Source organism: Shinella pollutisoli, from assembly GCF_024609765.1.
GTDB lineage: Bacteria > Pseudomonadota > Alphaproteobacteria > Rhizobiales > Rhizobiaceae > Shinella > Shinella pollutisoli.
The window spans coordinates 101,089-123,224 of record NZ_JANFDG010000007.1; the positions used below are offsets into that span (position 1 = coordinate 101,089).

General features: G+C 67.6%; 22 protein-coding genes. 16 read left to right on the forward strand and 6 right to left on the reverse strand.

The genetic code is table 11. The features are described from left to right. Together NNZ72_RS07885 and cysQ are read right to left on the reverse strand one after the other, a co-directional pair. Positions 1–1,401, reverse strand: a complete 1,401-nt coding sequence (locus tag NNZ72_RS07885) for a KpsE/RkpR family capsule polysaccharide export protein (protein ID WP_257314704.1) — start codon at positions 1,399–1,401, stop codon at positions 1–3. 140 nt (positions 1,402–1,541) lie between these two features. Further along, positions 1,542–2,360, reverse strand: coding sequence for a 3'(2'),5'-bisphosphate nucleotidase CysQ (cysQ, locus tag NNZ72_RS07890; protein WP_257314809.1), 819 nt, complete (start codon positions 2,358–2,360; stop codon positions 1,542–1,544). A gap of 319 nt (positions 2,361–2,679) precedes the next feature. On the opposite strand from cysQ, the gene NNZ72_RS07895 reads away from it, so the two are divergent. From NNZ72_RS07895 to ureG, 16 genes are all read left to right on the forward strand, one after another. After that, the gene (locus NNZ72_RS07895) at positions 2,680–3,582 is read left to right on the forward strand and encodes a branched-chain amino acid ABC transporter permease (protein WP_257314705.1); all 903 of its coding nucleotides are present in this window, start codon (positions 2,680–2,682) and stop codon (positions 3,580–3,582) included. A gap of 5 nt (positions 3,583–3,587) precedes the next feature. Next, positions 3,588–4,982, forward strand: coding sequence for a high-affinity branched-chain amino acid ABC transporter permease LivM (gene livM, locus NNZ72_RS07900; protein ID WP_257314707.1), 1,395 nt, complete (start codon positions 3,588–3,590; stop codon positions 4,980–4,982). Continuing rightward, positions 4,982–5,872 carry an ABC transporter ATP-binding protein gene (locus NNZ72_RS07905; protein WP_257314709.1) on the forward strand — a complete coding sequence of 297 codons (891 nt, stop codon included), beginning with the start codon at positions 4,982–4,984 and terminating at the stop codon, positions 5,870–5,872. Before livM ends, NNZ72_RS07905 begins: the two co-directional genes overlap by 1 nt. Further along, the gene (locus NNZ72_RS07910; RefSeq protein ID WP_257314710.1) at positions 5,872–6,597 is read left to right on the forward strand and encodes an ABC transporter ATP-binding protein; all 726 of its coding nucleotides are present in this window, start codon (positions 5,872–5,874) and stop codon (positions 6,595–6,597) included. The genes NNZ72_RS07905 and NNZ72_RS07910 overlap by 1 nt, the downstream gene beginning before the upstream one ends. A gap of 24 nt (positions 6,598–6,621) precedes the next feature. Next, the gene (locus tag NNZ72_RS07915; protein ID WP_257314711.1) at positions 6,622–6,966 is read left to right on the forward strand and encodes a DUF6867 family protein; all 345 of its coding nucleotides are present in this window, start codon (positions 6,622–6,624) and stop codon (positions 6,964–6,966) included. 109 nt (positions 6,967–7,075) lie between these two features. Further along, complete coding sequence (locus NNZ72_RS07920) at positions 7,076–8,194, forward strand: branched-chain amino acid ABC transporter substrate-binding protein (protein ID WP_257314715.1); 1,119 nt, start codon at positions 7,076–7,078, stop codon at positions 8,192–8,194. A 109-nt stretch (positions 8,195–8,303) separates the two neighbouring features. Beyond that, positions 8,304–9,134, forward strand: a complete 831-nt coding sequence (locus NNZ72_RS07925) for an urease accessory protein UreD (protein ID WP_257314717.1) — start codon at positions 8,304–8,306, stop codon at positions 9,132–9,134. Positions 9,135–9,154: 20 nt separating this feature from the next. Beyond that, on the forward strand, positions 9,155–9,457 hold the full coding sequence (locus tag NNZ72_RS07930) for an urease subunit gamma (protein WP_257314718.1): 303 nt from the start codon (positions 9,155–9,157) through the stop codon (positions 9,455–9,457). Positions 9,458–9,467: 10 nt separating this feature from the next. After that, complete coding sequence (locus tag NNZ72_RS07935) at positions 9,468–9,773, forward strand: urease subunit beta (RefSeq protein ID WP_257314721.1); 306 nt, start codon at positions 9,468–9,470, stop codon at positions 9,771–9,773. A gap of 1 nt (position 9,774) precedes the next feature. Next, on the forward strand, positions 9,775–10,200 hold the full coding sequence (locus tag NNZ72_RS07940) for a lysozyme inhibitor LprI family protein (protein ID WP_257314723.1): 426 nt from the start codon (positions 9,775–9,777) through the stop codon (positions 10,198–10,200). A 15-nt stretch (positions 10,201–10,215) separates the two neighbouring features. Continuing rightward, positions 10,216–10,857 (forward strand): Urease operon accessory protein, encoded by a 642-nt coding sequence (locus tag NNZ72_RS07945; RefSeq protein WP_257314725.1) that lies wholly within the window; start codon positions 10,216–10,218, stop codon positions 10,855–10,857. A gap of 2 nt (positions 10,858–10,859) precedes the next feature. Continuing rightward, positions 10,860–12,572, forward strand: a complete 1,713-nt coding sequence (ureC, locus tag NNZ72_RS07950; RefSeq protein ID WP_257314728.1) for an urease subunit alpha — start codon at positions 10,860–10,862, stop codon at positions 12,570–12,572. A 79-nt stretch (positions 12,573–12,651) separates the two neighbouring features. Next, positions 12,652–13,479 (forward strand): GGDEF domain-containing protein, encoded by an 828-nt coding sequence (locus tag NNZ72_RS07955; protein WP_257314730.1) that lies wholly within the window; start codon positions 12,652–12,654, stop codon positions 13,477–13,479. 80 nt (positions 13,480–13,559) lie between these two features. After that, positions 13,560–14,012 (forward strand): urease accessory protein UreE, encoded by a 453-nt coding sequence (gene ureE / locus NNZ72_RS07960; protein WP_257314732.1) that lies wholly within the window; start codon positions 13,560–13,562, stop codon positions 14,010–14,012. Then, a complete protein-coding gene (locus NNZ72_RS07965) occupies positions 14,005–14,676 on the forward strand; it encodes an urease accessory protein UreF (protein ID WP_257314810.1) in 672 nt (223 codons plus the stop codon). Before ureE ends, NNZ72_RS07965 begins: the two co-directional genes overlap by 8 nt. 20 nt (positions 14,677–14,696) lie before the next feature. Next, positions 14,697–15,311 carry an urease accessory protein UreG gene (gene ureG / locus NNZ72_RS07970; protein WP_257314735.1) on the forward strand — a complete coding sequence of 205 codons (615 nt, stop codon included), beginning with the start codon at positions 14,697–14,699 and terminating at the stop codon, positions 15,309–15,311. A 12-nt stretch (positions 15,312–15,323) separates the two neighbouring features. On the opposite strand, the gene NNZ72_RS07975 is transcribed toward ureG, so the two are convergent. The 4 genes from NNZ72_RS07975 to NNZ72_RS07990 form a co-directional block, all read right to left on the reverse strand. Next, complete coding sequence (locus NNZ72_RS07975) at positions 15,324–15,965, reverse strand: Crp/Fnr family transcriptional regulator (RefSeq protein ID WP_257314737.1); 642 nt, start codon at positions 15,963–15,965, stop codon at positions 15,324–15,326. A gap of 202 nt (positions 15,966–16,167) precedes the next feature. Then, positions 16,168–19,479, reverse strand: coding sequence for an efflux RND transporter permease subunit (locus tag NNZ72_RS07980; protein ID WP_257314739.1), 3,312 nt, complete (start codon positions 19,477–19,479; stop codon positions 16,168–16,170). 53 nt (positions 19,480–19,532) lie between these two features. Next, positions 19,533–20,735, reverse strand: a complete 1,203-nt coding sequence (locus tag NNZ72_RS07985) for an efflux RND transporter periplasmic adaptor subunit (protein WP_371747734.1) — start codon at positions 20,733–20,735, stop codon at positions 19,533–19,535. A 405-nt stretch (positions 20,736–21,140) separates the two neighbouring features. Continuing rightward, on the reverse strand, positions 21,141–22,133 hold the full coding sequence (locus tag NNZ72_RS07990; protein WP_257314743.1) for an ABC transporter substrate-binding protein: 993 nt from the start codon (positions 22,131–22,133) through the stop codon (positions 21,141–21,143). Positions 22,134–22,136: the final 3 nt, after the last annotated feature.

Below are 22,136 nucleotides of genomic sequence, written 5' to 3' on the forward strand. Positions count from 1 at the left end.
TCAGATCGCGTGATCCTTGACCGACCGGAATGCGAAGTAACCGATGAGCCACAGGCAGCTCGATCCGAGCAGGACGATGAACGTGTTCATGACGGAGAGAGGATAAAGCGCCACCTCCGGCTCGCGCGGCGCAACGAAGACGCCGAAGTAGAGATCCTGCTTGCGGGCCTCCACCATCGCGGCTTCGAGCGAGGCAAGCGAGGCGGTATAGGCCTTCACGGCGAACTCCTGGTCGACGCCGAGTTCCGAGAAACGGCTGATGAGCTCGGGAAGGGCGCGGCCGGTCTTCTCGCCGCTGCGCGAGGTCTTCTCGTTCGGATCCGCCACGGTATTGCCGCTCATGCGGCCGCGCTGTTCGGCAAGCTGCGCCTCGAGCGCGGTGATCTGGCGCTCCATGACCTTTGCGGACGGTGCATCGCGGCTGATCGTGTCGACCAGGGCCTTGTAGCGCGTCTTGAGGGAGGCGAGCTCCTTCTCCAGGCCGCCGATGATGGCGGATTCCGTCGCCGCGACCTCGGCCGGGTCGACGGCCTGTTCGCTGCGGCGCAACTCGGCCATCTGGTTGCGGACGTTGCGCAGGCGCTCCTCCGCCTGTGCGACCTGCTCTTCGGCGACGCTGATGAACCGCTGGCGCGACCGCTCGGACAGCGAGTTCACAAGATGCTCGGAAACGGTCAGGATGGCATCCGTGATCAGCTTGGCATCCGACGAGGTGAACGCGAAGACGCGCAACGTGACGTTGCCGGTCGTGGAGTTGTAGCTGACGTTGACCATGCTGCGCCAGTAGTCGCGGAATTCGTCCAGCGGCTCGTTGGCATCGCGGCGATAGAGGAAGTCGATGTCGGACTGCGAATAGATATCGCGGATGTCGACGCCCGTCTGTTCCTTGATGTCCGTCAGGATCTGCCCGGAATGGATGTAGTCGGTGACGACGTAGGAATCGCCCGACTGGGCCGTCGAGCTGACGAGGGCGGCAAGCCCCAGCGCGCTCAGCGAGTTCTGCGCGACGCCGCGCACGGCGAACTGCGATTCCACCACGTATTGCGGGCTGGCAATGAAGGCGTAGTAGAGCGCGGCAAGGACGGTCGGCACGACCGCTGCCAGGAAGAACGAGATGATGCCCCAGGGCCGGGAACGCTGTTCCTTCGGCAGTTCCGGCAGCCGGAGAACGGTGTTGACGATGTCGATTTCCCTGGCGGGCCTGGCGCGCACGCCCAGGTTTTCCTCGTCGTCGTCGATGTCGGACGGCACCGACCGCCCGGTCGCCTGGCGGATCAGCCTGATCTTCTGGCGCTCGGCCCGGCGCATGGCCCGTTCCTTGGCGATGTCGAGCAGGTTGCTCGTCCGGGATTCTGCTCTGGACGGGTTGTCGGATGCGGCGGTCGCGGTCTCGTCTTGCACTAGCGTCACTCTTTCAACAGCGGGCGGGATCGGGCCGGCCCTGTACTCGTTCGCAGGATAGTTGAATTTGCGTCTGTTTTCAAACCGTAATGCACGCGGCCCGGGAGAAGGCCGGATGCAGCCATGGATGCCGATTCTGGTTATTCTATGGTGTCGTGCTGGCCGGCGGCGACCTTCGCGCGCCAGCCGGGGCCTGCGGCGATGAAATCGGGGTTGGCGAAATCGGCCTCAGCGGGCCGGTTGCGCTTTCCATAGACAAGCGGACGGCCGTCGAGCGTCCAGGTCTCGCCGCCCGCCGCGCGCAGCACCGCGTCGCCCGCCGCGGTGTCCCACTCCATCGTCCTGCTGAAGCGCGGATAGATGTCGGCGCTTCCCTCGGCGACGAGGCAGAATTTCAGGGAGGAACCGATCGCCTGAGAGCTCGCGACACCGTTGCGTGCGAGGAAGCGGGCGGTCTCCGGCGTGTCGTGCGAGCGGCTGGCGACGGCGACGACCTGTGCGCCCGCGCTGCGGCAGCCGACCGGGCGGCGGGCGCGCACCGCAAAGCCCGCGCCGGTCTCGAACCGCTCCGCGCCGCCCTCTCCGCCGAGGTAGCCGAGGCCGCGGGCGGGCGCGTAGACGATCCCCGCGCGCGGAACGCCGTCGGTCACGAACGCGATGTTGACGGTGAACTCGTCGCGTCCGCCGATGAACTCGCGCGTGCCGTCGAGCGGGTCGACGAGGAAGAAGCGGCCGCTGGAAATGTCCGGCACGCATCCGGCCGCCACCGCCTCCTCGGCGACGACGGGAATGTCGGGATAGGCGCGCGAAAGGGCGGCGAGGATGAGGACCTCGGCCTGCCGGTCGGCCTCGGTGACGGGCGACCGGTCGGCCTTGAACGACACGTGGGCGCCGGCGCGGAAGACCTCCATGATCGCCCGTCCGGCCGCAAGCGCCGCGGTCTCGAAGAGGTGCAACATGGGCTGGCCGGTCTCAGGCATGGCGTTCTTCCGGTGCGGATGGTCCTGGCTTAGACGCGCCGGTGCCCGAAAGCAACTGCCGCCCTCCGCCGGGGCCTGCGGCAATCCGGCCCGCTTTTCGGGCATTCTGCCGCCGTTCCGGCTTGCCTGCCGACAAAAGCGCCATTTAACGTTACCCGCTAAAGAAATTGTCGATGCAGGCTTTTTGGGCTTCCCTTTTGTATCGAAAGCGGTATGGAATCCGCATCGTCTAACAGCCCGGAAAGGGCGAAAGAACAAGAGATGCGGCCGTCCAGGAACCGCATCCGGGGGATAGGCAATGGAATATTTCATCCAGCAGCTCGTCAACGGGCTGACGCTTGGATCCATTTATGGTCTGATAGCCATCGGCTACACCATGGTTTACGGCATCATCGGCATGATCAACTTCGCCCACGGCGATATCTTCATGCTGGGCGGATTTGCCGCTCTCATCATCTTCCTCGTCATCACCAGCATCTTCGTCGGCCTGCCGGTCGTCATCCTGCTGCTGATCATGATGGCGGCGGCGATGCTGACCGCGGCCCTGTGGAACTGGACGATCGAGAAGGTCGCCTACCGGCCGCTGCGCGGCTCGTTCCGGCTGGCGCCGCTGATCACCGCCATCGGCATGTCGATCACGCTGTCGAACTTCATCCAGGTCACGCAGGGCCCGCGCAACAAGCCGATCCCGCCGCTCGTGTCCTCGGTCTACAACGTCTTCGGCATCTCGATCGCGCTCAAGCAGATCATCATCGTGCTCCTGACCGTCATCCTGCTCACCGTCTTCTGGTACATCGTCAACAAGACGTCGCTCGGCCGCGCCCAGCGCGCCACCGAACAGGACCGCAAGATGGCGGCGCTGCTCGGCATCGACGTCGACCGCACGATCTCGATCACCTTCATCATGGGCGCGGGCCTCGCCGCCGTCGCCGGCACGATGTACCTCATGTACTACGGCGTCGCCGTGTTCTCGGACGGCTTCATCCCGGGCGTCAAGGCCTTCACCGCGGCGGTTCTCGGCGGCATCGGCTCGCTTCCGGGCGCGGTGATCGGCGGCCTGCTGATCGGCCTCATCGAGAGCCTGTGGTCCGCCTACTTCACCATCGACTACAAGGACGTCGCGACCTTCTCCATCCTCGCCATCGTCCTGATCTTCAAGCCGTCCGGCATCCTCGGACGACCGGAAGTCGAGAAGGTTTGATCTCTATGGCCAACATCACCACCAACCCTGAGAGCGCCGGCGGGTCCCTGACGGCGCGGGCTCTGCGCGAGGGCTTTTATGCCGGCATCGTCTCGCTCGGCCTGTTCGTCCTCTTCGTCGGCCTCGAGACCACGCAGAACATCCGCAACGAGCTGGTGCTGCGCCAGCGCTGGGGCCTGCTGCTCACCTTCGTGCTCGTCGCCGCGGTCGGGCGCTTCCTGACCGTCGCCTATGTCCGTCCCTGGGTGGCCGCGCGCAAGGCGGCGGCCGTCGCCAGGGTGCGCGACGAATCCGCGCCGGACAGCTTCTTCAAGCGCAATTTCAACGCGATCGCCATCGTCGCGCTGATCCTCTACCCGATCCTCGCCATGCTGATCTTCGGCGTGCAGGGCTCGCTGAAGTGGGTCGACAATTTCGGCATCCAGATCCTCATCTACGTGATGCTCGCCTGGGGCCTCAACATCGTCGTCGGCCTCGCCGGCCTGCTCGACCTCGGCTACGTCGCCTTCTATGCGGTCGGTGCGTATTCCTACGCGTTGCTGTCGCAGCATTTCGGCTTCTCGTTCTGGGTCCTGTTGCCGCTTGCCGGCATCCTTGCCGCCTTCTGGGGCATGATCCTCGGCTTCCCGGTGCTGCGGCTCAAGGGCGACTACCTCGCCATCGTCACGCTCGCCTTCGGCGAGATCATCCGCCTCGTCCTCATCAACTGGACCGAGGTGACGCGCGGCACGTTCGGCATCTCGTCGATCCCCAAGGCCTCGGTCTTCGGCATCTGGTCGTTCGACGTCGGCGCGGCGAACAATTTCGCCAAGGTCTTCGGCCTGCCGATGTCGTCGGCCTACTACAAGGTCTTCCTGTTCTACCTCATCCTGGCGCTGGCGCTGCTCACCGCCTACGTGACGATCCGGCTGCGCCGCATGCCGGTCGGCCGTGCCTGGGAGGCGCTGCGCGAGGACGAGATCGCCTGCCGCTCGCTCGGCATCAACACGGTGACGACGAAGCTCACGGCCTTCTCCATCGGCGCGATGTTCGGCGGCTTCGCCGGCTCCTTCTTCGCCGTGCGCCAGGGCTTCGTCTCGCCGGAGAGCTTCGTCTTCCTCGAATCGGCGATCATCCTGTCGATCGTCGTCCTCGGCGGCATGGGCTCGCTCGTCGGCATCGCGGTCGCCGCGGCGGTGATGGTCGGCGGCACGGAGCTGTTGCGCGAGATGCAGTTCCTCAAGCAGATCTTCGGACCCGACTTCACGCCCGAACTCTACCGCATGCTGATCTTCGGCCTCGCCATGGTGATCGTCATGGTGTGGAAACCCCGCGGCTTCGTCGGCAGCCGTGAGCCGACCGCATTCCTCAAGGAACGCAAGGCGGTCTCCGGCAGCTTCACCAAGGAAGGGCACGGCTGATGGCGCCCGAGACGAACACCGCGACGGATACGATGACGAACGATCCCATCCTCAAGGTCGAGCATCTGTCGATGCGCTTCGGCGGCCTGATGGCCATCAACGACCTGTCCTTCGAAGCGCAGCGCGGCGAGATCACGGCGCTGATCGGCCCGAACGGCGCCGGCAAGACGACCGTGTTCAACTGCGTGACCGGCTTCTACAAGCCCACCATGGGCATGATCTCGATGCGCCAGGCCTCGGGCAAGACCTTCCTGCTCGAGCGCATGCCCGACTTCGAGATCACGCGCGACGCCAAGGTCGCCCGCACGTTCCAGAACATCCGGCTCTTCACCGGCCTGACCGTGCTGGAAAACCTGCTGGTCGCCCAGCACAACACGCTGATGAAGGCATCCGGCTACACGATCCTCGGCCTGCTCGGGCTGCCGGCCTACAAGAACGCCTCGGCCGCATCCATCGAGCTTGCCAAGCACTGGCTGGAGAAGGCGCACCTGATCGAGCGGGCCGACGACCCGGCGGGCGACCTGCCCTATGGCGCGCAGCGCCGCCTGGAGATCGCCCGCGCCATGTGCACGGGGCCGGAGTTCCTCTGCCTCGACGAGCCCGCCGCCGGCCTCAACCCGCGCGAGTCGCTGGCGCTCAACGAGCTGCTCACCGGCATCCGCCGCGACACCGGCACGTCGATCCTGCTCATCGAGCACGACATGTCGGTGGTCATGGAGATCTCCGACCACGTGGTCGTGCTGGAATACGGGCAGAAGATTTCGGACGGAACGCCGGATCACGTGAAGAACGATCCGAAGGTCATCGCGGCCTATCTGGGCGTCGAGGACGAAGAGGTCGAGGAAGTGATCGAAGAGATCGAGGAAATCGAAGAAGGAGGGAAGCACTGATGAGCGATACCCTCCTCAGCGTTCAGGGCGTCGAAACCTATTACGGCAATATCCGCGCGCTCGCCGGCGTCGACGTCGAGGTGAAGAAGGGCGAGATCGCCTGCCTGATCGGCGCCAACGGCGCGGGTAAGTCGACGCTCATGATGACGATCTGCGGCAGCCCGCAGGCGCGCACCGGCTCCGTCATCTTCGAGGGCCGCGACATCACGCGCATGCCGACCCACGAGATCGCCCGGCTGCGCATCGCCCAGTCGCCCGAAGGCCGGCGCATCTTCCCGCGCATGACGGTCTACGAAAACCTGCAGATGGGCGCGAGCCTCGACAACCTGAAATATTTCAACGAGGACGTGGAGAAGATCTATACGCTCTTCCCGCGCCTCAAGGAACGCCAGGCGCAGCGCGGCGGCACGCTTTCGGGCGGCGAGCAGCAGATGCTCTCCATCGGCCGCGCGCTGATGGCGCGCCCGAAGCTGCTGCTCCTCGACGAGCCGTCGCTCGGCCTCGCGCCGCTGATCGTCAAGCAGATCTTCGACGCCATCAAGGTGCTGAACCAGGAGCAGGGGCTCACCGTCTTCCTCGTCGAGCAGAACGCCTTCGCGGCGCTGAAACTCTCCGACCGTGCCTATGTGATGGTCAACGGCAAGGTGACGATGCGCGGCACGGGCAAGGAGCTTCTGGCCAATCCGGAAGTGCGCGCGGCCTATCTCGAAGGCGGACGGCACTGAGGCGGCCGAGAGGGAGTATGTGACATGCAGGGAATCCTCTACGAAGAACCGTCGATCTGGCAGTTCCTGTTCATCACCGTCATCATGGGCGGCTGGACCGCCTGGCGCACGGGCAAGAGCTGCGCGGAGAACTGGCAGAGCATGGCGACGCTGCTGCTCTACGTCCTGCTGCTCGGCGGCGCGATCCGCTTCATCCACCATGCGCTGTTCCACGGCACCATGCTGACGGTGCAATACTATGTCGTGGACACCGTCGTGCTTTTGTTGTTTGCTGTCGCCGGCTATCGTTTCTACCGGACGAAGCAGATGACGAGGATGTACTACTGGCTCTACGAGAAGGCTTCGCCTTTTTCCTGGAAGGCCAGGTAAAGAGGGAACTCCGCGGTCCGGCGCGACCGCGGCATAACAAAGCCGGCGCGACGGAGGTGGGTGTCGTGACCGGTTCAAACCGACCCGCCGGAAACTTGGGAGTAACAAGATGAAGAAGTCTCTATTGTCGGCTGTTGCGGTCGCGGCGATGGTCGCTTTCAGCGGCACTGCATGGGCCGAGATCCTGATCGGCGTCGGCGGCCCGATCACCGGCCCGAACGCGGCTTTCGGCGCGCAGCTCCAGAAGGGGGCCGAGCAGGCCGCTGCCGACCTCAATGCGGCCGGCGGCATCAACGGCGAGCAGGTCAGGATCGTGCTCGGCGACGACGTCTCCGACCCGAAGCAGGGCGTTTCGGTCGCCAACAAGTTCGTCGCCGACGGCGTGAAGTTCGTGGTGGGCCACTTCAACTCCGGCGTGTCCATCCCGGCTTCGGAAATCTATGCCGAGAACGGCATCCTGCAGGTTTCGCCCGCCTCGACCAACCCGACCTACACCGAGCGCGGCCTGTGGAACACGTTCCGCACCTGCGGCCGTGACGACCAGCAGGGCGGCGTAGCCGGCGCCTTCATCGCCGCCAACTACAAGGACGCCAAGGTCGCGGTCCTGCACGACAAGACCCCGTATGGCCAGGGCCTTGCCGACGAGACCAAGAAGGCGATGAACGAAGCCGGCGTCACCGAAGCCGTCTACGAAGGCGTCAATGTCGGCGACAAGGACTTCTCGGCGCTGATCGCCAAGATGAAGGAAGCCGGCGTGTCGGTCGTCTACTGGGGCGGCCTGCACACGGAATTCGGCCTCATCGAGCGCCAGTCCGCCGACCAGGGCCTGAAGGCGCAGTTCATCTCGGGCGACGGCATCGTCTCCAACGAGCTGGCCTCGATCGCCGGCGACGCCGTGGACGGCACGCTGATGACCTTCGCGCCCGACCCGCGCAAGAACGAAGCCGCCAAGGAACTCGTCGAGAAGTTCCGCGCCGCCGGCTTCGAGCCGGAAGCCTACACGCTCTATGCCTACGCGGCCGTCCAGGTCATCGCGGAAGCGGCGAAGGCTGTCGGCGGCACCGACCCGCAGGCCGTGGCCGAGGCCATCAAGTCCAAGGGTCCGTTCCAGACCGCGATCGGCGAGCTCGGCTTCGACGAGAAGGGCGACATCACCCGCCCGGACTACGTCCTCTACACCTGGAAGAAGGGCGAGGACGGCAAGTACACCTACGTCGAGAACGAGTAATCGTCCCGGGGACACGGGCGGCCGACGCGCCGCCCGGCCTTTCCGATCCTGCCCGGCCTCGCGCCGGGCTTTTTCGTTGCCGACGCGGAGCGACCGGAGAAGCGCCGCCATGGACGCGCCCATCGAGACGGAGAATGCCCGCCCGCAGCGGGCGCGCGGTACCGGCCGGCTCGCCACGAAGGCGGGGCCGGGGGGCACGCGCCTCGACGTGCTGTTCCAGGAGGGCTGCGCGAAGATCCGGCTGCCGCACGGCAGCGACGGGGCGATGGAGGCGGTGCTGATCAACACGGCCGGCGGGCTGACGGGGGGCGACCGGCTCGACTGGAGCCTTGCGGCGGCGGCCGGCACGCGGCTGACGGCGACGACGCAGGCCTGCGAGCGCATCTACAAGGCGGCCGGCGGAACCGCCGCCGCCGTCGAGACGCGGATTTCCGTCGGCGCGGGGGCGCGGACGGACTGGCTGCCGCAGGAGACGATCCTGTTCGACCGGTCCGCGCTCGAGCGCCGGCTGGAGGTGGAGCTTGCCGCCGACGCCACCTTGCTCGCCGTCGAGGCCGTGCTGCTCGGCCGCAAGGCGATGGGCGAGACGATGAACGCAGGCCTTTTGCGCGACCGCTGGCGCATCCGCCGCGAAGGGCGGCTGATCCATGCCGAGGAGGTGCATCTTGCCGGCGACGTCGCCGCGCTGGCGGGCCGTCGCGCGGTGCTCGCCGGCGCGCGGGCCTTCGCGACCGTGCTCTTCTGCGGTGCGGCCGCCGAGGGTCATCTGGCGCCGCTCAGCCGCCTGCTTGCGGGCGCCCACGGCGGCGCCAGCCACTGGCGCGGCAAGCTCCTCGTGCGGCTCGTCGCCGAGGACGGCTTCGCGCTCAGAAAAACGCTGGTCCCGATCATTTCGCACTTGCACAATCCGGCCTCTATGCCGAAAGTCTGGAGTCTCTAGTCCCGCACGAAGGAGCGTCCATGAACCTGACCCCGCGCGAGAAGGACAAGCTGCTGATCGCCATGGCGGCCATGGTCGCCCGCAGGCGGCTGGAGCGCGGCGTCAAGCTCAACCATCCCGAGGCCGTCGCGCTCATCACCGATTTCGTCGTCGAGGGCGCGCGCGACGGCCGCTCCGTCGCCGAGCTGATGGAGGCGGGTGCGCATGTGCTTTCGCGCGACCAGGTGATGGAGGGGATCGCCGAGATGATCCATGACATCCAGGTCGAGGCGACCTTTCCCGACGGCACGAAGCTCGTGACCGTCCACGAACCGATCCGCTGAGGAGGCCGCCATGATCCCGGGCGAAATCATCGCCGCTGCCGGCGACATCGAACTCAACGCGGGCCTGCCGGTCACCGAGCTCATCGTCGCCAACACCGGCGACCGCCCGGTGCAGGTCGGCAGCCATTATCATTTCTACGAGAGCAATCCCGGCCTCTCCTTCGACCGCGAGAAGGCGCGGGGCTTGCGCCTCGACATTCCCGCCGGCACGGCGGTGCGCTTCGAGCCGGGGCAGACGCGCACGGTCCGCCTCGTGCCGCTTGTGGGCGCGCGAAAGGTCTACGGCTTCCGCCAGGCAGTGATGGGGAGCCTCTGAGATGGTCCGCGCCGCCCGCCTGCTGCCCGCCGCCGCCGTCCTCCTTCTCTCCCTGCCGTCGCTCGCGCAGGAGGAGCCGGAGGTCGACTGCGGGAATGCGATGGCGCAGATCGAGCTCAACATCTGCGCCGACCGCGACTACCAGGCGGCCGACGCGGAGCTGAACGCCGCCTACGGGCAAGCCATGGCTGCCGCCCGGGAGATGGACGATTCCGTGCGCGACATGGGCGAGCAATATGTCGGTGCGGCCGATGCGCTGACGCGGGCGCAGCGCGCCTGGATCGGCTATCGCGACGGCCAATGCGAGCTTGCGGGCTTCGAGGCGCGCGGCGGCTCGATGGAACCGATGCTGGTGTCCGGCTGCCTCGCCGACCTCACCCGCAAGCGCACCGCCGAGCTCAAGGCGCTCTTCACGGAAGAAGACTGAGGGGAGGGGGATCGGGTGGCACGCCGCATCGTCATCGTCGGCAACGGCGACATCCCGGAGGGGGTGGCGGAGGCGATCGACGGCGCGGACCTGGTGATCCGCTTCAACGCGTGCCGTTCCGCCGGACGCGGCGGGCTGAGGACGGACGTGGTCGCCGTCTGCAACACCGGCCGCCCGGCGCTCGCCATGCTCGGCGGCGGCTGGCAGTCGCTGGAGACGGTACGGCAGGCGCGCGCGATCTGGTGCGTGCGCGCGCCGGAGAAATTCGCGGCCCTGCGCGGGCCGCTGTCCGAGCGGCATCCCGACCTCGACGACTTCTGCGACGACCATACGCTCGGCTTTACGACCTTCGCGCAGCTCACCGGCCGCGCGCTCCGGATCGTGCCGCCGGCCGTGCACGACCGGCTCGACGCGGCGCTCTCGGCGCACGCGCCGCCGGCCTATGTCGTGCCGAGCAGCGGCCTCGTCGTCATCGCCGACGTGCTGGACAACCTCGCCGCGGACGGCGACGACGTCACGCTCGCCGGCTTCGGCCACCAGGGCTGGCCGGGCCATCCCTTCGCCGCCGAGCGGCTCTGGGTCGAGGCCCGCATCGCCGAGGGGCGCCTTCGCCGCCTCCATCCCGACAACCGGCCATCCGCCTCCGGAGGACGCTGACCATGCCCCACACGATGTCCCGCGCCGCCTATGCCCGGATGTTCGGCCCCACCGTCGGCGACAGGGTGCGCCTTGCCGACACGGAGCTCTTTGCCGAGGTGGAGAAGGATTTCACCAGCTACGGCGACGAGGTGAAGTTCGGCGGCGGCAAGGTGATCCGCGACGGCATGGGCCAGAGCCAGGCGACGCGGGCCGAAGGCGCCGTCGACACCGTCGTCACCAATGCGCTGATCATCGACCACTGGGGCATCGTCAAGGCCGATATCGGCCTGAAGGACGGGCGCATCGCGGCGATCGGCAAGGCCGGCAACCCGGACACGCAGCCGGGCGTCACCATCGTCGTCGGCCCGGGCACCGAGGTGATCGCCGGCGAGGGCCGGATCGTCACGGCCGGCGGCATGGACGCCCACATCCACTTCATCTGCCCGCAGCAGATCGAGGAGGCGCTGACGAGCGGGATCACCTGCATGCTCGGCGGCGGCACCGGTCCCGCGCACGGCACGCTCGCCACCACCTGCACGCCCGGCCCCTGGCATATCGCCCGGATGATCGAGGCGGCCGACGCCTTCCCGATGAACCTCGCCTTCGCCGGCAAGGGCAACGCCTCGCTGCCGGGCGCACTGGAGGAGATGATCCGCGCCGGCGCCTCGTCGCTGAAGCTGCACGAGGACTGGGGCACGACGCCGGCGGCCATCGACTGCTGCCTTTCGGTCGCCGACGATTACGACGTGCAGGTGATGATCCACACCGACACGCTGAACGAGAGCGGCTTCGTCGAGGACACGATCGCCGCCATCCGGGGCCGCACGATCCATGCCTTCCACACGGAAGGGGCGGGCGGCGGGCATGCGCCGGACATCATCAAGATCTGCGGCCAGCCGAACGTCATCCCGTCCTCGACCAATCCGACCCGGCCCTACACGGTCAACACCATCGCCGAGCATCTCGACATGCTGATGGTCTGCCACCACCTCTCCGCCTCGATCCCGGAGGACATCGCCTTCGCCGAGAGCCGCATCCGCAGGGAGACGATCGCGGCGGAGGACATCCTGCACGACATCGGCGCCTTCTCGATCGTCTCCTCCGACAGCCAGGCGATGGGCCGGGTCGGCGAGGTGGCGATCCGCACCTGGCAGACGGCCGACAAGATGAAGCGCCAGCGCGGCCGGCTCTCCGGCGAGACGGGCGACAACGACAACCTGCGCATCCGCCGCTACATCGCCAAGTACACGATCAATCCGGCGATCGCCCACGGGCTTTCCCACGAGATCGGCTCGGTCGAGGTCGGCAAGCGGGCGGACCTCGTCCTGTGGAACCCCGCCTTCTTCGGCGTGAAGCCGGAGATGGTGCTGCTCGGCGGCACCATCGCGGCCGCGCCGATGGGCGATCCCAATGCCTCGATCCCGACGCCGCAGCCGGTGCATTACCGGCCGATGTTCGGCGCCTTCGGCAAGAGCCGCACGAATTCCTCCGTCACCTTCGTCTCGCAGGCGGCCATCGACCTCGGCCTCAGGGAGCGCCTCGGCGTCGCCAAGCAACTCTTGCCGGTCAGGAACACGCGCGGCGGCATCTCCAAGGCCTCGATGGTGCTGAACGACCTGACGCCCGAGATCGAGGTCGATCCGGAAACCTACGAGGTGTGGGCCGACGGCGAGTTGCTGACCTGCGAGCCGGCAACGGTGCTGCCGATGGCGCAGCGTTACTTCCTTTTCTGACCGGTAAACTTCTACCATTTGTATTAGCTGGGCCTGTAAGAAATGCTGCTAGGCTTTTTCCGCGATTATGGAGAAAGCGATGCTTCGCAGGCTGGCCCTTTGGATGCGGGCCCGGATGGATGTCGGCACCTTCGAGACGAAGGCCGACATCTCGACCTTCGTGCTGCACACCGTGCTGGTGGCGACGGTGATGGCGACCGCGATCTACCTGACGGTGGCGGCCGTCCTCGCGCATTTCGATCTCCTGCCCTATCCCTTCGCCGCGGCGCTGCGCTTCGGCGGCACGACGACGATCCTGATCGCTTCCAGCGTCACGGCGCTGCTCGCCTGGCTGATCGGCTCGGCGGCGCACGAGCTTGCGATCTCGCGGGCGGAATTCGAGCGGCTGAGCAGGACCGACATGCTGTCCGGCCTCCTCAACCGGCGCGCCTTCACGGAGGAGATGGCGGCGGGCGGCGGCGAGGGCTCGCTCGCGCTCTTCGACGTCGACCGCCTCAAGGCCGTCAACGACCGCCACGGCCATGCCGTCGGCGATGCGGTGATCGTCGCCGTCTCGGAGGAGCTGCTGCGCGTCTTTCCGCCGCCGCATGCGGTCGGCCGCTTCGGCGGCGAGGAATTCGCGGTCCTGGTCCGCAGCGAGGACCGCGACGACTGTCGGCTGATGGTGGAGGAGGCGCGCCGCTCGGTCGCCTCGCATCCGGTGGAGTGGGCGGAGGGCACGGTGTTCGTGACCCTTTCGGCCGGCATCGCCGACCGGGCCGGCCGGCCGCTCGAAAGCGTGTTCGAGGCTGCCGACCGGGCGCTCTATCTCGCCAAGTCCGTCGGTCGCGACCGGGCGGTGCACGAGGACGAGGCGACGGAGCTTCTGGCGCCGCGCCGCCGGGCGGCGGGAGGCCGCGGGCGCTGATCCCGCGAGGCGGGAGTTCCCTCGCCGGCGCAAACGTGCTTTTCTCGGCCCGACGATCGCTGACACGCCGAGGCTGCCCCTTGCCCTATCGCTCGACCGAAATCCTGCCGCGCGGAACCGGCGGCGACCGCCGGCCCATCGATGTCGTGGTGCTCTCCCACGACCAGCGCCACGTGCGCCGCAAGCTCCTGCACATGCAGCACGACGACGTGGTGATGCTCGACCTCAAGGAGCCCGTCCAGCTCGCCCATGGCGACCGGCTGCTGCTCGATACCGGCGACTGCGTCGAGATCGTCGCGGCGGAGGAGGCGCTCTACGCGGTGACGCCGCGCGACGGGCTGCACCTCGTCGAGCTCGCCTGGCATCTCGGCAACCGCCATCTGCCGGCGCAGGTGGAGGAAGCGCGCATCCTCATCCTGCGTGATCACGTGATCCGGGATATGCTCGTGGGCCTGGGGGCGACCGTGCGGGAGGTGTCCGAGCCGTTCCATCCGCTGCGCGGCGCCTACCATCACCATCATGCCCATGGCTGAGGCGGTGGCGCCGGCGGCGCTGGTAAGGCTGATGACCTGGCTGTCGCCCGCCTTCCCGGTCGGGGCCTTCGCCTATTCCGGCGGGCTGGAGCAGGCCGCGGGCGACGGCGACGTGCGCGACGGCGGAACGCTTCGCGACTGGCTCGACGCGCTGCTCGCCAATGGTACGCTCTGGAACGACGCGGTGCTTTTGGCGGAGGCCTACCGGTCGGCGGAGGACGCGGCGCGCCTCGCCGCCGTCGCCGAGCTCGCCGAGGCGCTTGCCGGCTCCGCCGAGCGCCACCGCGAGACCATGCTGCTCGGCGAGGCCTTCCTCGCCGCGGCCGCCGGCTGGCCGCATCCGCTGCTGGAGCGGCTTTCGCCGGGTGCCGCCTATCCGGTGGCGGTGGGGGCGGTCGCGGGCGCCCACGGCGTCGGGCTTGCGGCGGCACTTGCGGCCTGGCTGCACGCGGCGCTCTCCAATCTCGTCTCGGTCGCGATCCGCTGCGGCGTGATCGGCCAGCGCGACGGCGTGGCGGTCCTGGCCGGGCTGGAGGCGCATGTGCTGGAACGGGCCGAAGCGGCGGCGTGCTCGACGCTCGACGATCTGGGCGGTGCGGTCATCCGCGCCGATATCGCAAGCCTGCGGCACGAGACGCTCCGGACGCGGCTATTCCGCTCGTAGACAAGAGGTTGGAGGTTCCCATGGCATCGAAGAACGGTCCCCTGCGCGTCGGCATCGGCGGTCCGGTCGGCTCGGGCAAGACGGCGCTGACGGAGAAGCTCTGCAAGGCGATGCGCGAGGACTGGTCCATCGCCGTCGTCACCAACGACATCTACACGACGGAGGATGCCGAGGCGCTGGTGCGCATGCAGGCGCTGCCGTCGGAGCGCATCGTCGGCGTGGAGACGGGCGGCTGCCCGCACACGGCGATCCGCGAGGACGCCTCGATCAACCTGCAGGCCATCGCCGATCTCAACCGGCGCATCCCCGACCTCGACGTCGTCTTCATCGAATCGGGCGGCGACAATCTCGCCGCCACCTTCTCGCCGGACCTCGCGGACTTGACGATCTATGTGATCTCGGTCTGCCAGGGCGAGGAGATCCCGCGCAAGGGCGGGCCGGGCATCACCCGGTCGGACCTGCTGGTGATCAACAAGAAGGACCTCGCGCCCCACGTCGGCGCCGACCTTTCGGTGATGGAGCGGGATGCCGGGCGCATGCGCGCGAGCCGCCCCTTCGTCTTCACCGACATGAAGCGCGGCGAGGGCGTGGAGCGGATCGTCGATTTCCTGAGGGTGAACGGCGGGCTCGCCTGAGCCGCCCGCCCGTCAGATGCGCCGGAGCGCCTCCGGATCCTCGACCTGCACGAAGCGGCCGCGCACGTTGACGCCGTGGCCGCGCAGCATGGAGAAGGCGCGCGACAGGGCTTCCGGCGCGAGCCCCAGCTTTCCGGCGAGCAGGCTCTTCTGGTAGGGCAGGCGGAAGCTGGCCGCCTTGCCGTCATGCGCGCAATTGTCGAGCAGGTAGCGCGCGACGCGCTGCGGCGCCGTGTGCAGCCGGTCGTTGGCGAGGTTGGAATAGGCGCTGGCAAGCTGCTCGGAGAGCGCGTTCATCAGCACGAGCGCCAGGTCGGGCCGGCGGCCGGCGATCTCGCGTACGCGCTTCAGGTCGAAGCGGGCGAGCGTCGAGGGTTCGGCCGCCTGGGCCGTCGCCGTGTAGCGGCCGCCGTCGAAGACGAGGCTGACGCCGATCAGGTCGCCGGGGCCGTAGAGCTCCACGTCGGCTTCCCGTCCGTCCGGGTCGAGCTTGTAGACGCGGATATAGCCGGAGAGCACGCAGAAGAGCGTGTCGGCGGCCTCGCCCTCGCGGAAGAGAATCTGCCGGGCCGGCAACGTGCCGATCGCGGCGATCTCCATCATGGCCGCGGCGCTCTCGACGCCAAGTTGCGACAAAAGGCGGGAGCTCAGCAAGGTTTCCCTTTCCCGTACGCCGGGTCTCAACAGCCTGTTCATCGATTTCACTCCACGCTCCCGCAAGCGTTGTTGGTCTTCTTCCGATGCAAGAACGATAAACCAGTGACGGATAGTCGGGTTTGATCTCGATCAAAGAAGAAAACGAACGGCCGGCCCGCCTTTCGACGGACCGGCCGCTCTGTTCCTGCGGTGCGCGGCGTTACTCGGCGGCCAGTGCCGAGTGGTGGACGACGCTGAAGGGCTTGCGCTCGGCGGTCTTCTTCTCGAGCGTCTCGATGCGCTTTTCGAGCTCGGAGACGTTCTGCGCGGTATTGTCGGCAAGCCGCGTCAGTTCTTCCGGGTCGAGCGCCAGGCGCTCCTCGTCCTTCTTGCCAACGAAGCGGCCGAAGGCCCAGGCGAAGAAGCGCGAGACGTCGTCCATGATCAGGAAGAAGGACGGCACGACGACGAGCGACAGCACGGTCGAGACGATGATGCCGCCGATCACGGCGATCGCCATCGGTGAGCGGAACGAGCCGCCTTCGCCGACGCCGAGGGCCGAGGGCAGCATGCCCGCCGACATGGCGATGGAGGTCATGACGATGGGGCGTGCGCGCTTGCGGCCCGCCTCGATCATCGCCGCCACCCGCTCCATGCCGTGGCGGCGCATCTCGATGGCGAAGTCGACGAGCAGGATCGCGTTCTTGGTGACGATGCCCATCAGCATCAGGATGCCGATCAGCACGGGCATGGAGAGCGAGTTCTGCGTGAGGATCAGGCCCGCTGCCACGCCGCCGATGGCGAGCGGCAGCGAGAGCAGGATCGTGAAGGGCTGGATCACGTCCTTGAACAGCAGGATCAGCACCATCAGCACCAGCAGCAGGCCGAGCAGCATGGCGTTGCCGAAGGACTGCTGCATCTCGGCCTGGATCTCCGCGTCGCCGCTTTCGGCGAACTGGACGGAGGGCGGCATGTCGATGCTGGAGGCGATCTCCTTGAAGCGGGCGCTCGCCGTATCGAGCGCGACGCCCTGCCGGAGGTCCGAGCCGACGGAGACGACGCGGTTGCGGTTGTGGCGCTTCACCGCGCTCGGGCCTTCCGAATAGTCGATGTCGGCGACGGTCGACAGCGGCACGAGCGTGCCGCTCGCCGTCTGGATCTTCAGGTTGCGGATGGCGGCGAGGTCGGTGCGGAAGGTCCGGTCGACCTGCACGCGGATCGGGATCAGCCGCCCGTCGAGCGAGATCTTGGAAAGCGCGGCGTCGATGTCGCCGATGGTGGCGACGCGCACGACCTCGGAGATCTGCGCCGTGGTGACGCCGAGGCGGGCCATCTGGTCGTCGCGCGGACGGATCTGCAGCTCGGGGCGCGGCAGCGAGCCTTCCGAGCTGACATTGGCGAGCAGCGGATCGGCGCGCAGCTTCGCCTCCAGCTTCGCCACGGTGTCGTTCAGCGCCTCCTCGTCGTTGGAGAGCAGGTTGAAGGAGAGGTCGCGCTCGCCGCGGTCGTTGAGCTTGATGACGCGCACGTCCGGGATGTCGCGCACGGCCGCGAAGATGTCCTTCTCGATCTCCCATTGCGGGCGGATGCGGCCCTTCGGTTCCAGCTTCGGCAGGTGGGCGCCGATCACCGGCAGGCGGCCGATCACGTCGTTGACGAGGCGGTTGACGAGCGAATGGTCGAGCTTGTCGAGGTTGATTGTCACCGAGGCGCGGCGCAGCTCCAGGTCACCCTTGGGCGAGGAGCCGCCGAGCACGAAGACGTTGGAAACGCCGTCGATGTCCTTCACCCGCTCGTAGATGCGGCTCGTCGTGCGGTCGGTGTCCTCCAGCATGGCGTCCGGCGGCAGCTCGACGGAGAGCACGAGGCGCGAGGCGTCCTCCGGCGGCATGAAGCTGCCGGGCACGGTCGACAGCAGCGCGACGGAACCGACGAGGAAGGCGATCGCCGCGAGCAGCGTGGCGTAGCGGCCGTACCAGCGGCGCGTCGTCGTGCTGACGAGCCAGGTGTAGCCGCGCATGAAGGCGCCTTCCTTCTGCTCGCCGTGCCCGTCCGCGTCGCCCGATTTCATCAGGTAGGCCGCCATGACCGGCGTGATCAGGCGGGCGACCGCCAGCGAGAAGAACACGGCGACCGCGACCGTCAGGCCGAACTGGATGAAATACTGGCCGGGAATGCCGGGCATGAAGGAGACCGGCACGAAGACGGCGATGATCGTGAAGGTCGTGGCGATGACGGCAAGCCCGATCTCGTCGGCCGCCTCGATCGCCGCGCGGTACGGCGTCTTGCCCATGCGGATGTGGCGGGCGATATTCTCGATCTCGACGATGGCGTCGTCGACGAGGATGCCGGTGGCGAGCGTCAGCGCGAGGAAGGAGACGAGGTTCAGCGAGAAGCCGAGCAGGTCCATCACGAAGAAGGTGGGGATCGCCGAGAGCGGCAGGGCCACCGCCGAGATCAGCGTCGCCCGCCAGTTGCGCAGGAAGAGGAGCACGACGACGACGGCGAGCAGCGCGCCCTCCATCAGCGTGTGGAGTGCTGCCTCGTAATTGCCGTAGGTGAAGTAGACGGCGTCGTCCACCTGCTCGATGGCGACGTCCGGATATTGCGCGCGCACCGTGGCAAGCGCCTTCTCGACGGATTCCGACACCGTCACCTCGCTTGCGCCCTTCGAGCGGAAGACGGCGAAGGTGACGACCGGGTTGCCGTTGAAGCGCGAGAAGGAGCGCGGCTCCTCGTAGGTGTCGGTGACCGTGCCGAGGTCGGAAAGGCGCACGAAGCGGCCGTTCGGCAGCGCGATGGTGGTGGCGGCGAGCTTCTCGACGGAGCGGGCGTCGCCGAGCGTGCGGATCGCCTGCTCGCTGCCGGCGAGCTGGCCGCGGCCGGAGCCGACGTCGGCGTTCATGCTGCGAAGCTGGCGGTTCACGTCGGCGGCGGAGATGCCGAAGGAGGAAAGCTTGTCCGGGTTGAGGTCGATGCGCACCTCGCGGTCGGCGCCGCCGAAGCGGTCGACCTTGCCGATGCCGGTCTGGCCCTGCAGCGCGCGCTTGACCTTGTCGTCGACGAACCAGGAGAGTTCCTCCAGCGTCATGTTGGGCGAGGAGACGGCGAAGGTCTGGATCGCCTGGCCCTCGACGTCGATCTTCGAGACGACGGGCTCCTCGACGGAGGCGGGCAGGTCGTTGCGGATGCGGTCGATCGCATCCTTCACGTCCTGCAGCGCCTGGTTCGTCGGCACCTCGATCTCGAAGAGCACGGAGGTTATGGAGCTGCCGTCGGTGACGGTGGACATGATGTCGTCGACGCCGGCGATGCCGGCGACCGCGTCCTCGATCTCCTTCGTCACCTGCACTTCGAGCTCGGCCGGGGCCGCGCCGCTCTGGCTCACCGAGACGGCGATGATCGGCACGTCGATGTTCGGGAAGCGCGTGATCGGCAGCGTGTAGAAGGACTGGATGCCGACATAGATCAGCAGGAAGAAGGCGAGCAGCGGCGCAATCGGGTTGCGGATCGACCAGGCTGAAAAGTTCATGTCCCTAAAGTCCTGTTCCTGTGTGCCTTGCGGGCGCTGTCGTTCGTCGGGCGTCAGTCGGCGGCGGCCTGCTCGGCATGGACCGGGTTGACGCGGTCGCCGTCGCGCACATAGGCGCCGGCCTTCGCCACCACCTCCTCGCCGACGGCAAGGCCGCTGACGATCTCGATCACCTGGCCGTCCTGGATGCCGGTCTCGACGGGCACGAGCCGCACCACGCCGTCCTCCACCTTGCGCACGACGGTCTCGCCGCGGGCCGTCGTAACGGCGGAAAGCGGCAGCACAATGCCTTCCTTCTCCTCGGTGACGATCTCGGCGCTCGCGAACATGCCGGCGCGTGCGCGCTCCGGCTGGTCGAAACCGATATAGACGCGGCCGAGGCGGCTCTGCGCATCGAGCGTCGGCTCGACGAGGCGGATCGTCCCGGAAAGCTTCGCCGCGCCGCCGGCGAGCGTCACCGTCGCCTTCTGGCCGGGGGCGAGCTTGAGGATGTCGTCCTCCGCCACGTCCGCCTTGAGCTCGATTTTGCCGTCGCGGATGACGGTGAAGAGGGGCGTGGCGGCGCCGGTCGCGATCGCGCCGATCTTGGCCGAGCGCGCGGAGACGACGCCGGCGACGGGCGACTTGACGGCGGTGCGGGCGAGCTTGAGGTCGATGTCGGCGATCTGCGCCTCGGCGAGCTTGATGTCCGCCTCGGAGACCGCGATCGCCTGTTCGGCGGATTCGACGCGGGCAAGCGCGCTTTCCGCGGCGGCCACGGCCTGGTCGGCGGCGGCCTGCGACTGCGTGCCGGCCTTCGAGAGCCGGAGGGCCCGGTCTCGGGCGCGCACCGCCTCGTCGGCGGTGGCCCTGGCCTCGGTGCGCTGCGCCTTGATCTGGGCGAGGCCGGCGCGGGCCTTGGCGAGGCCGGCTTCGAGCTGGCTCTTCTGGAGGACGAGCGTGTCGTCGTTGAGGGTGGCGAGCGTGCCGTCCGCCTCGACCCGGTCGCCGACGTCGGCCTCGAGCGTGCGGATCGACAGGCCCTCGACCAGCGGCGCGACATAGACCTCCTCGACCGCCTGCACCGTGCCGGAGGCGATCACGCGGTCGCGGATCTGGCGCGTCTCCGCGGCGGTGACGACGATGGAGGGAAGGTTCTGCTCGGCCTGGGCTTCCGCCTCATTCGTCGCCGCGTCGGCGGCGAGGGCCGCGACGGGGCTGAGCGCCAGCAGGACGGCGACGGAAAAAGAGAGTGCTTTCCTGGGTCCACAAGCCATGGGCCGAACTTTCCAATGCATGCATGACGTTTCGGTGTCCGGGCCCCGCCGCCATTGCCGGCCGACCCCCTCGTTCTCTGACAATCCGGCGGACGCGGAACGGCGCGTGGCCACCCCTGGCTCAAATTGTCCGACGTATGTAATCGGCGTTCCCAGCCCTTACAAGGGGGAACAGAATGGTGCCTCAATATTTTATGCCTTTGGCGATTCCAAGGCAGCGAGGCTGCGCCGAAGCGGGACTGTTGCCCCTCATCCCGCTACCGCGACCTTCTCCCCGCAAGCGGGGAGAAGGGACATGCCGTGCGGGTTTCCTGAAAACGGGAAGCCTTAGCTTCTTTCTTCCTTCTCCCCGCTTGCGGGGAGAAGGTGGCCGGCAGGCCGGATGAGGGGCGTCTTCAGCCCCGCCTACTTCAGCGCTTCGTCGGTGATCGCGTGGGTCCAGGCGCCTTCCGGCTCCTTGGAGATGACCGGGTCGGAGCCGCCGCCGAGGAGCGTGGCCACCGTGCGCTTGTAGTCGGCCTCGTCCAGCGCGCCGTTCGAGCCGGCGGTGAGCTTGGCGACCTCGCCCATCATGCGCTTCTGGTGCTTCTCGGTCTGCGCGCCGGTGGAATCGTTCTCCAGCACGATCTCGGCCGCCTCGTCCGGGTTCTCCTCGGCATATTTCCAGCCCTTCATCGAGGCGCGGACGAATTTCACCATCCTCTCCTTGAAGGCGGGATCGGCGAGCTTGTCCTCCAGCACGTAGAGCCCGTCCTCCAGCGTCGCCACGCCCTGGTCCTCGTACTTGAAGGTGACGAGGTCCTCCGGCGTGATGCCGGCGTCGATGACCTGCCAGTATTCGTTGTAGGTCATGGTGGAGATGCAGGCCGCCTGCTTCTGGATCAGCGGGTCGACGTTGAAGCCCTGCTTCAGCACGGTCACGCCGTCCGCGCCGCCGTCGGTCTTGATGCCGAGGTGGTTCATCCAGGAGAGGAAGGGATATTCGTTGCCGAAGAACCAGACGCCGAGCGTCTTGCCCTTGAAGTCGTCGGGGGAGGTGACGCCGGTCTCCTTGAGACAGGTGAGCATCATGCCGGAGGACTTGAAGGGCTGGGCGATGTTGACGAGCGGCACGCCCTTCTCGCGGGTGGCGAGCGCCGAAGGCATCCAGTCGACGATGACGTCGGCGCCGCCGCCGGCGATCACCTGGGCGGGGGCGATGTCCGGGCCGCCCGGCTTGATCTCGACGTCGAGGCCCTCTTCTTCGTAGAAGCCCTTGTCCTTGGCGACGTAGTAGCCGCCGAACTGGGCCTGCGTCACCCATTTGAGCTGCAGCGTCACCTTGTCGGCCGCCTCCGCCTGGAAGGCGGCTAGCGAGAACGTGCCCGCCAGCAGAACCGATGCGATTGTCGTCTTCATGTG

Coding starts and splice junctions, on each gene's coding strand:
- NNZ72_RS07990 (WP_257314743.1), bottom strand. CDS start 22,133: ATGAAGACGACAATCGCATCGGTTCTGCTGGCGGGCACGTTCTCGCTA.
- NNZ72_RS07940 (WP_257314723.1), top strand. CDS start 9,775: ATGGTCCGCGCCGCCCGCCTGCTGCCCGCCGCCGCCGTCCTCCTTCTC.
- NNZ72_RS07920 (WP_257314715.1), top strand. CDS start 7,076: ATGAAGAAGTCTCTATTGTCGGCTGTTGCGGTCGCGGCGATGGTCGCT.
- ureG (WP_257314735.1), top strand. CDS start 14,697: ATGGCATCGAAGAACGGTCCCCTGCGCGTCGGCATCGGCGGTCCGGTC.
- NNZ72_RS07905 (WP_257314709.1), top strand. CDS start 4,982: ATGGCGCCCGAGACGAACACCGCGACGGATACGATGACGAACGATCCC.
- NNZ72_RS07930 (WP_257314718.1), top strand. CDS start 9,155: ATGAACCTGACCCCGCGCGAGAAGGACAAGCTGCTGATCGCCATGGCG.
- NNZ72_RS07910 (WP_257314710.1), top strand. CDS start 5,872: ATGAGCGATACCCTCCTCAGCGTTCAGGGCGTCGAAACCTATTACGGC.
- NNZ72_RS07925 (WP_257314717.1), top strand. CDS start 8,304: ATGGACGCGCCCATCGAGACGGAGAATGCCCGCCCGCAGCGGGCGCGC.
- NNZ72_RS07895 (WP_257314705.1), top strand. CDS start 2,680: ATGGAATATTTCATCCAGCAGCTCGTCAACGGGCTGACGCTTGGATCC.
- NNZ72_RS07965 (WP_257314810.1), top strand. CDS start 14,005: ATGGCTGAGGCGGTGGCGCCGGCGGCGCTGGTAAGGCTGATGACCTGG.
- NNZ72_RS07985 (WP_371747734.1), bottom strand. CDS start 20,735: ATGGCTTGTGGACCCAGGAAAGCACTCTCTTTTTCCGTCGCCGTCCTG.
- NNZ72_RS07935 (WP_257314721.1), top strand. CDS start 9,468: ATGATCCCGGGCGAAATCATCGCCGCTGCCGGCGACATCGAACTCAAC.
- livM (WP_257314707.1), top strand. CDS start 3,588: ATGGCCAACATCACCACCAACCCTGAGAGCGCCGGCGGGTCCCTGACG.
- NNZ72_RS07915 (WP_257314711.1), top strand. CDS start 6,622: ATGCAGGGAATCCTCTACGAAGAACCGTCGATCTGGCAGTTCCTGTTC.
- NNZ72_RS07980 (WP_257314739.1), bottom strand. CDS start 19,479: ATGAACTTTTCAGCCTGGTCGATCCGCAACCCGATTGCGCCGCTGCTC.
- cysQ (WP_257314809.1), bottom strand. CDS start 2,360: ATGTTGCACCTCTTCGAGACCGCGGCGCTTGCGGCCGGACGGGCGATC.
- ureC (WP_257314728.1), top strand. CDS start 10,860: ATGCCCCACACGATGTCCCGCGCCGCCTATGCCCGGATGTTCGGCCCC.
- NNZ72_RS07955 (WP_257314730.1), top strand. CDS start 12,652: ATGCTTCGCAGGCTGGCCCTTTGGATGCGGGCCCGGATGGATGTCGGC.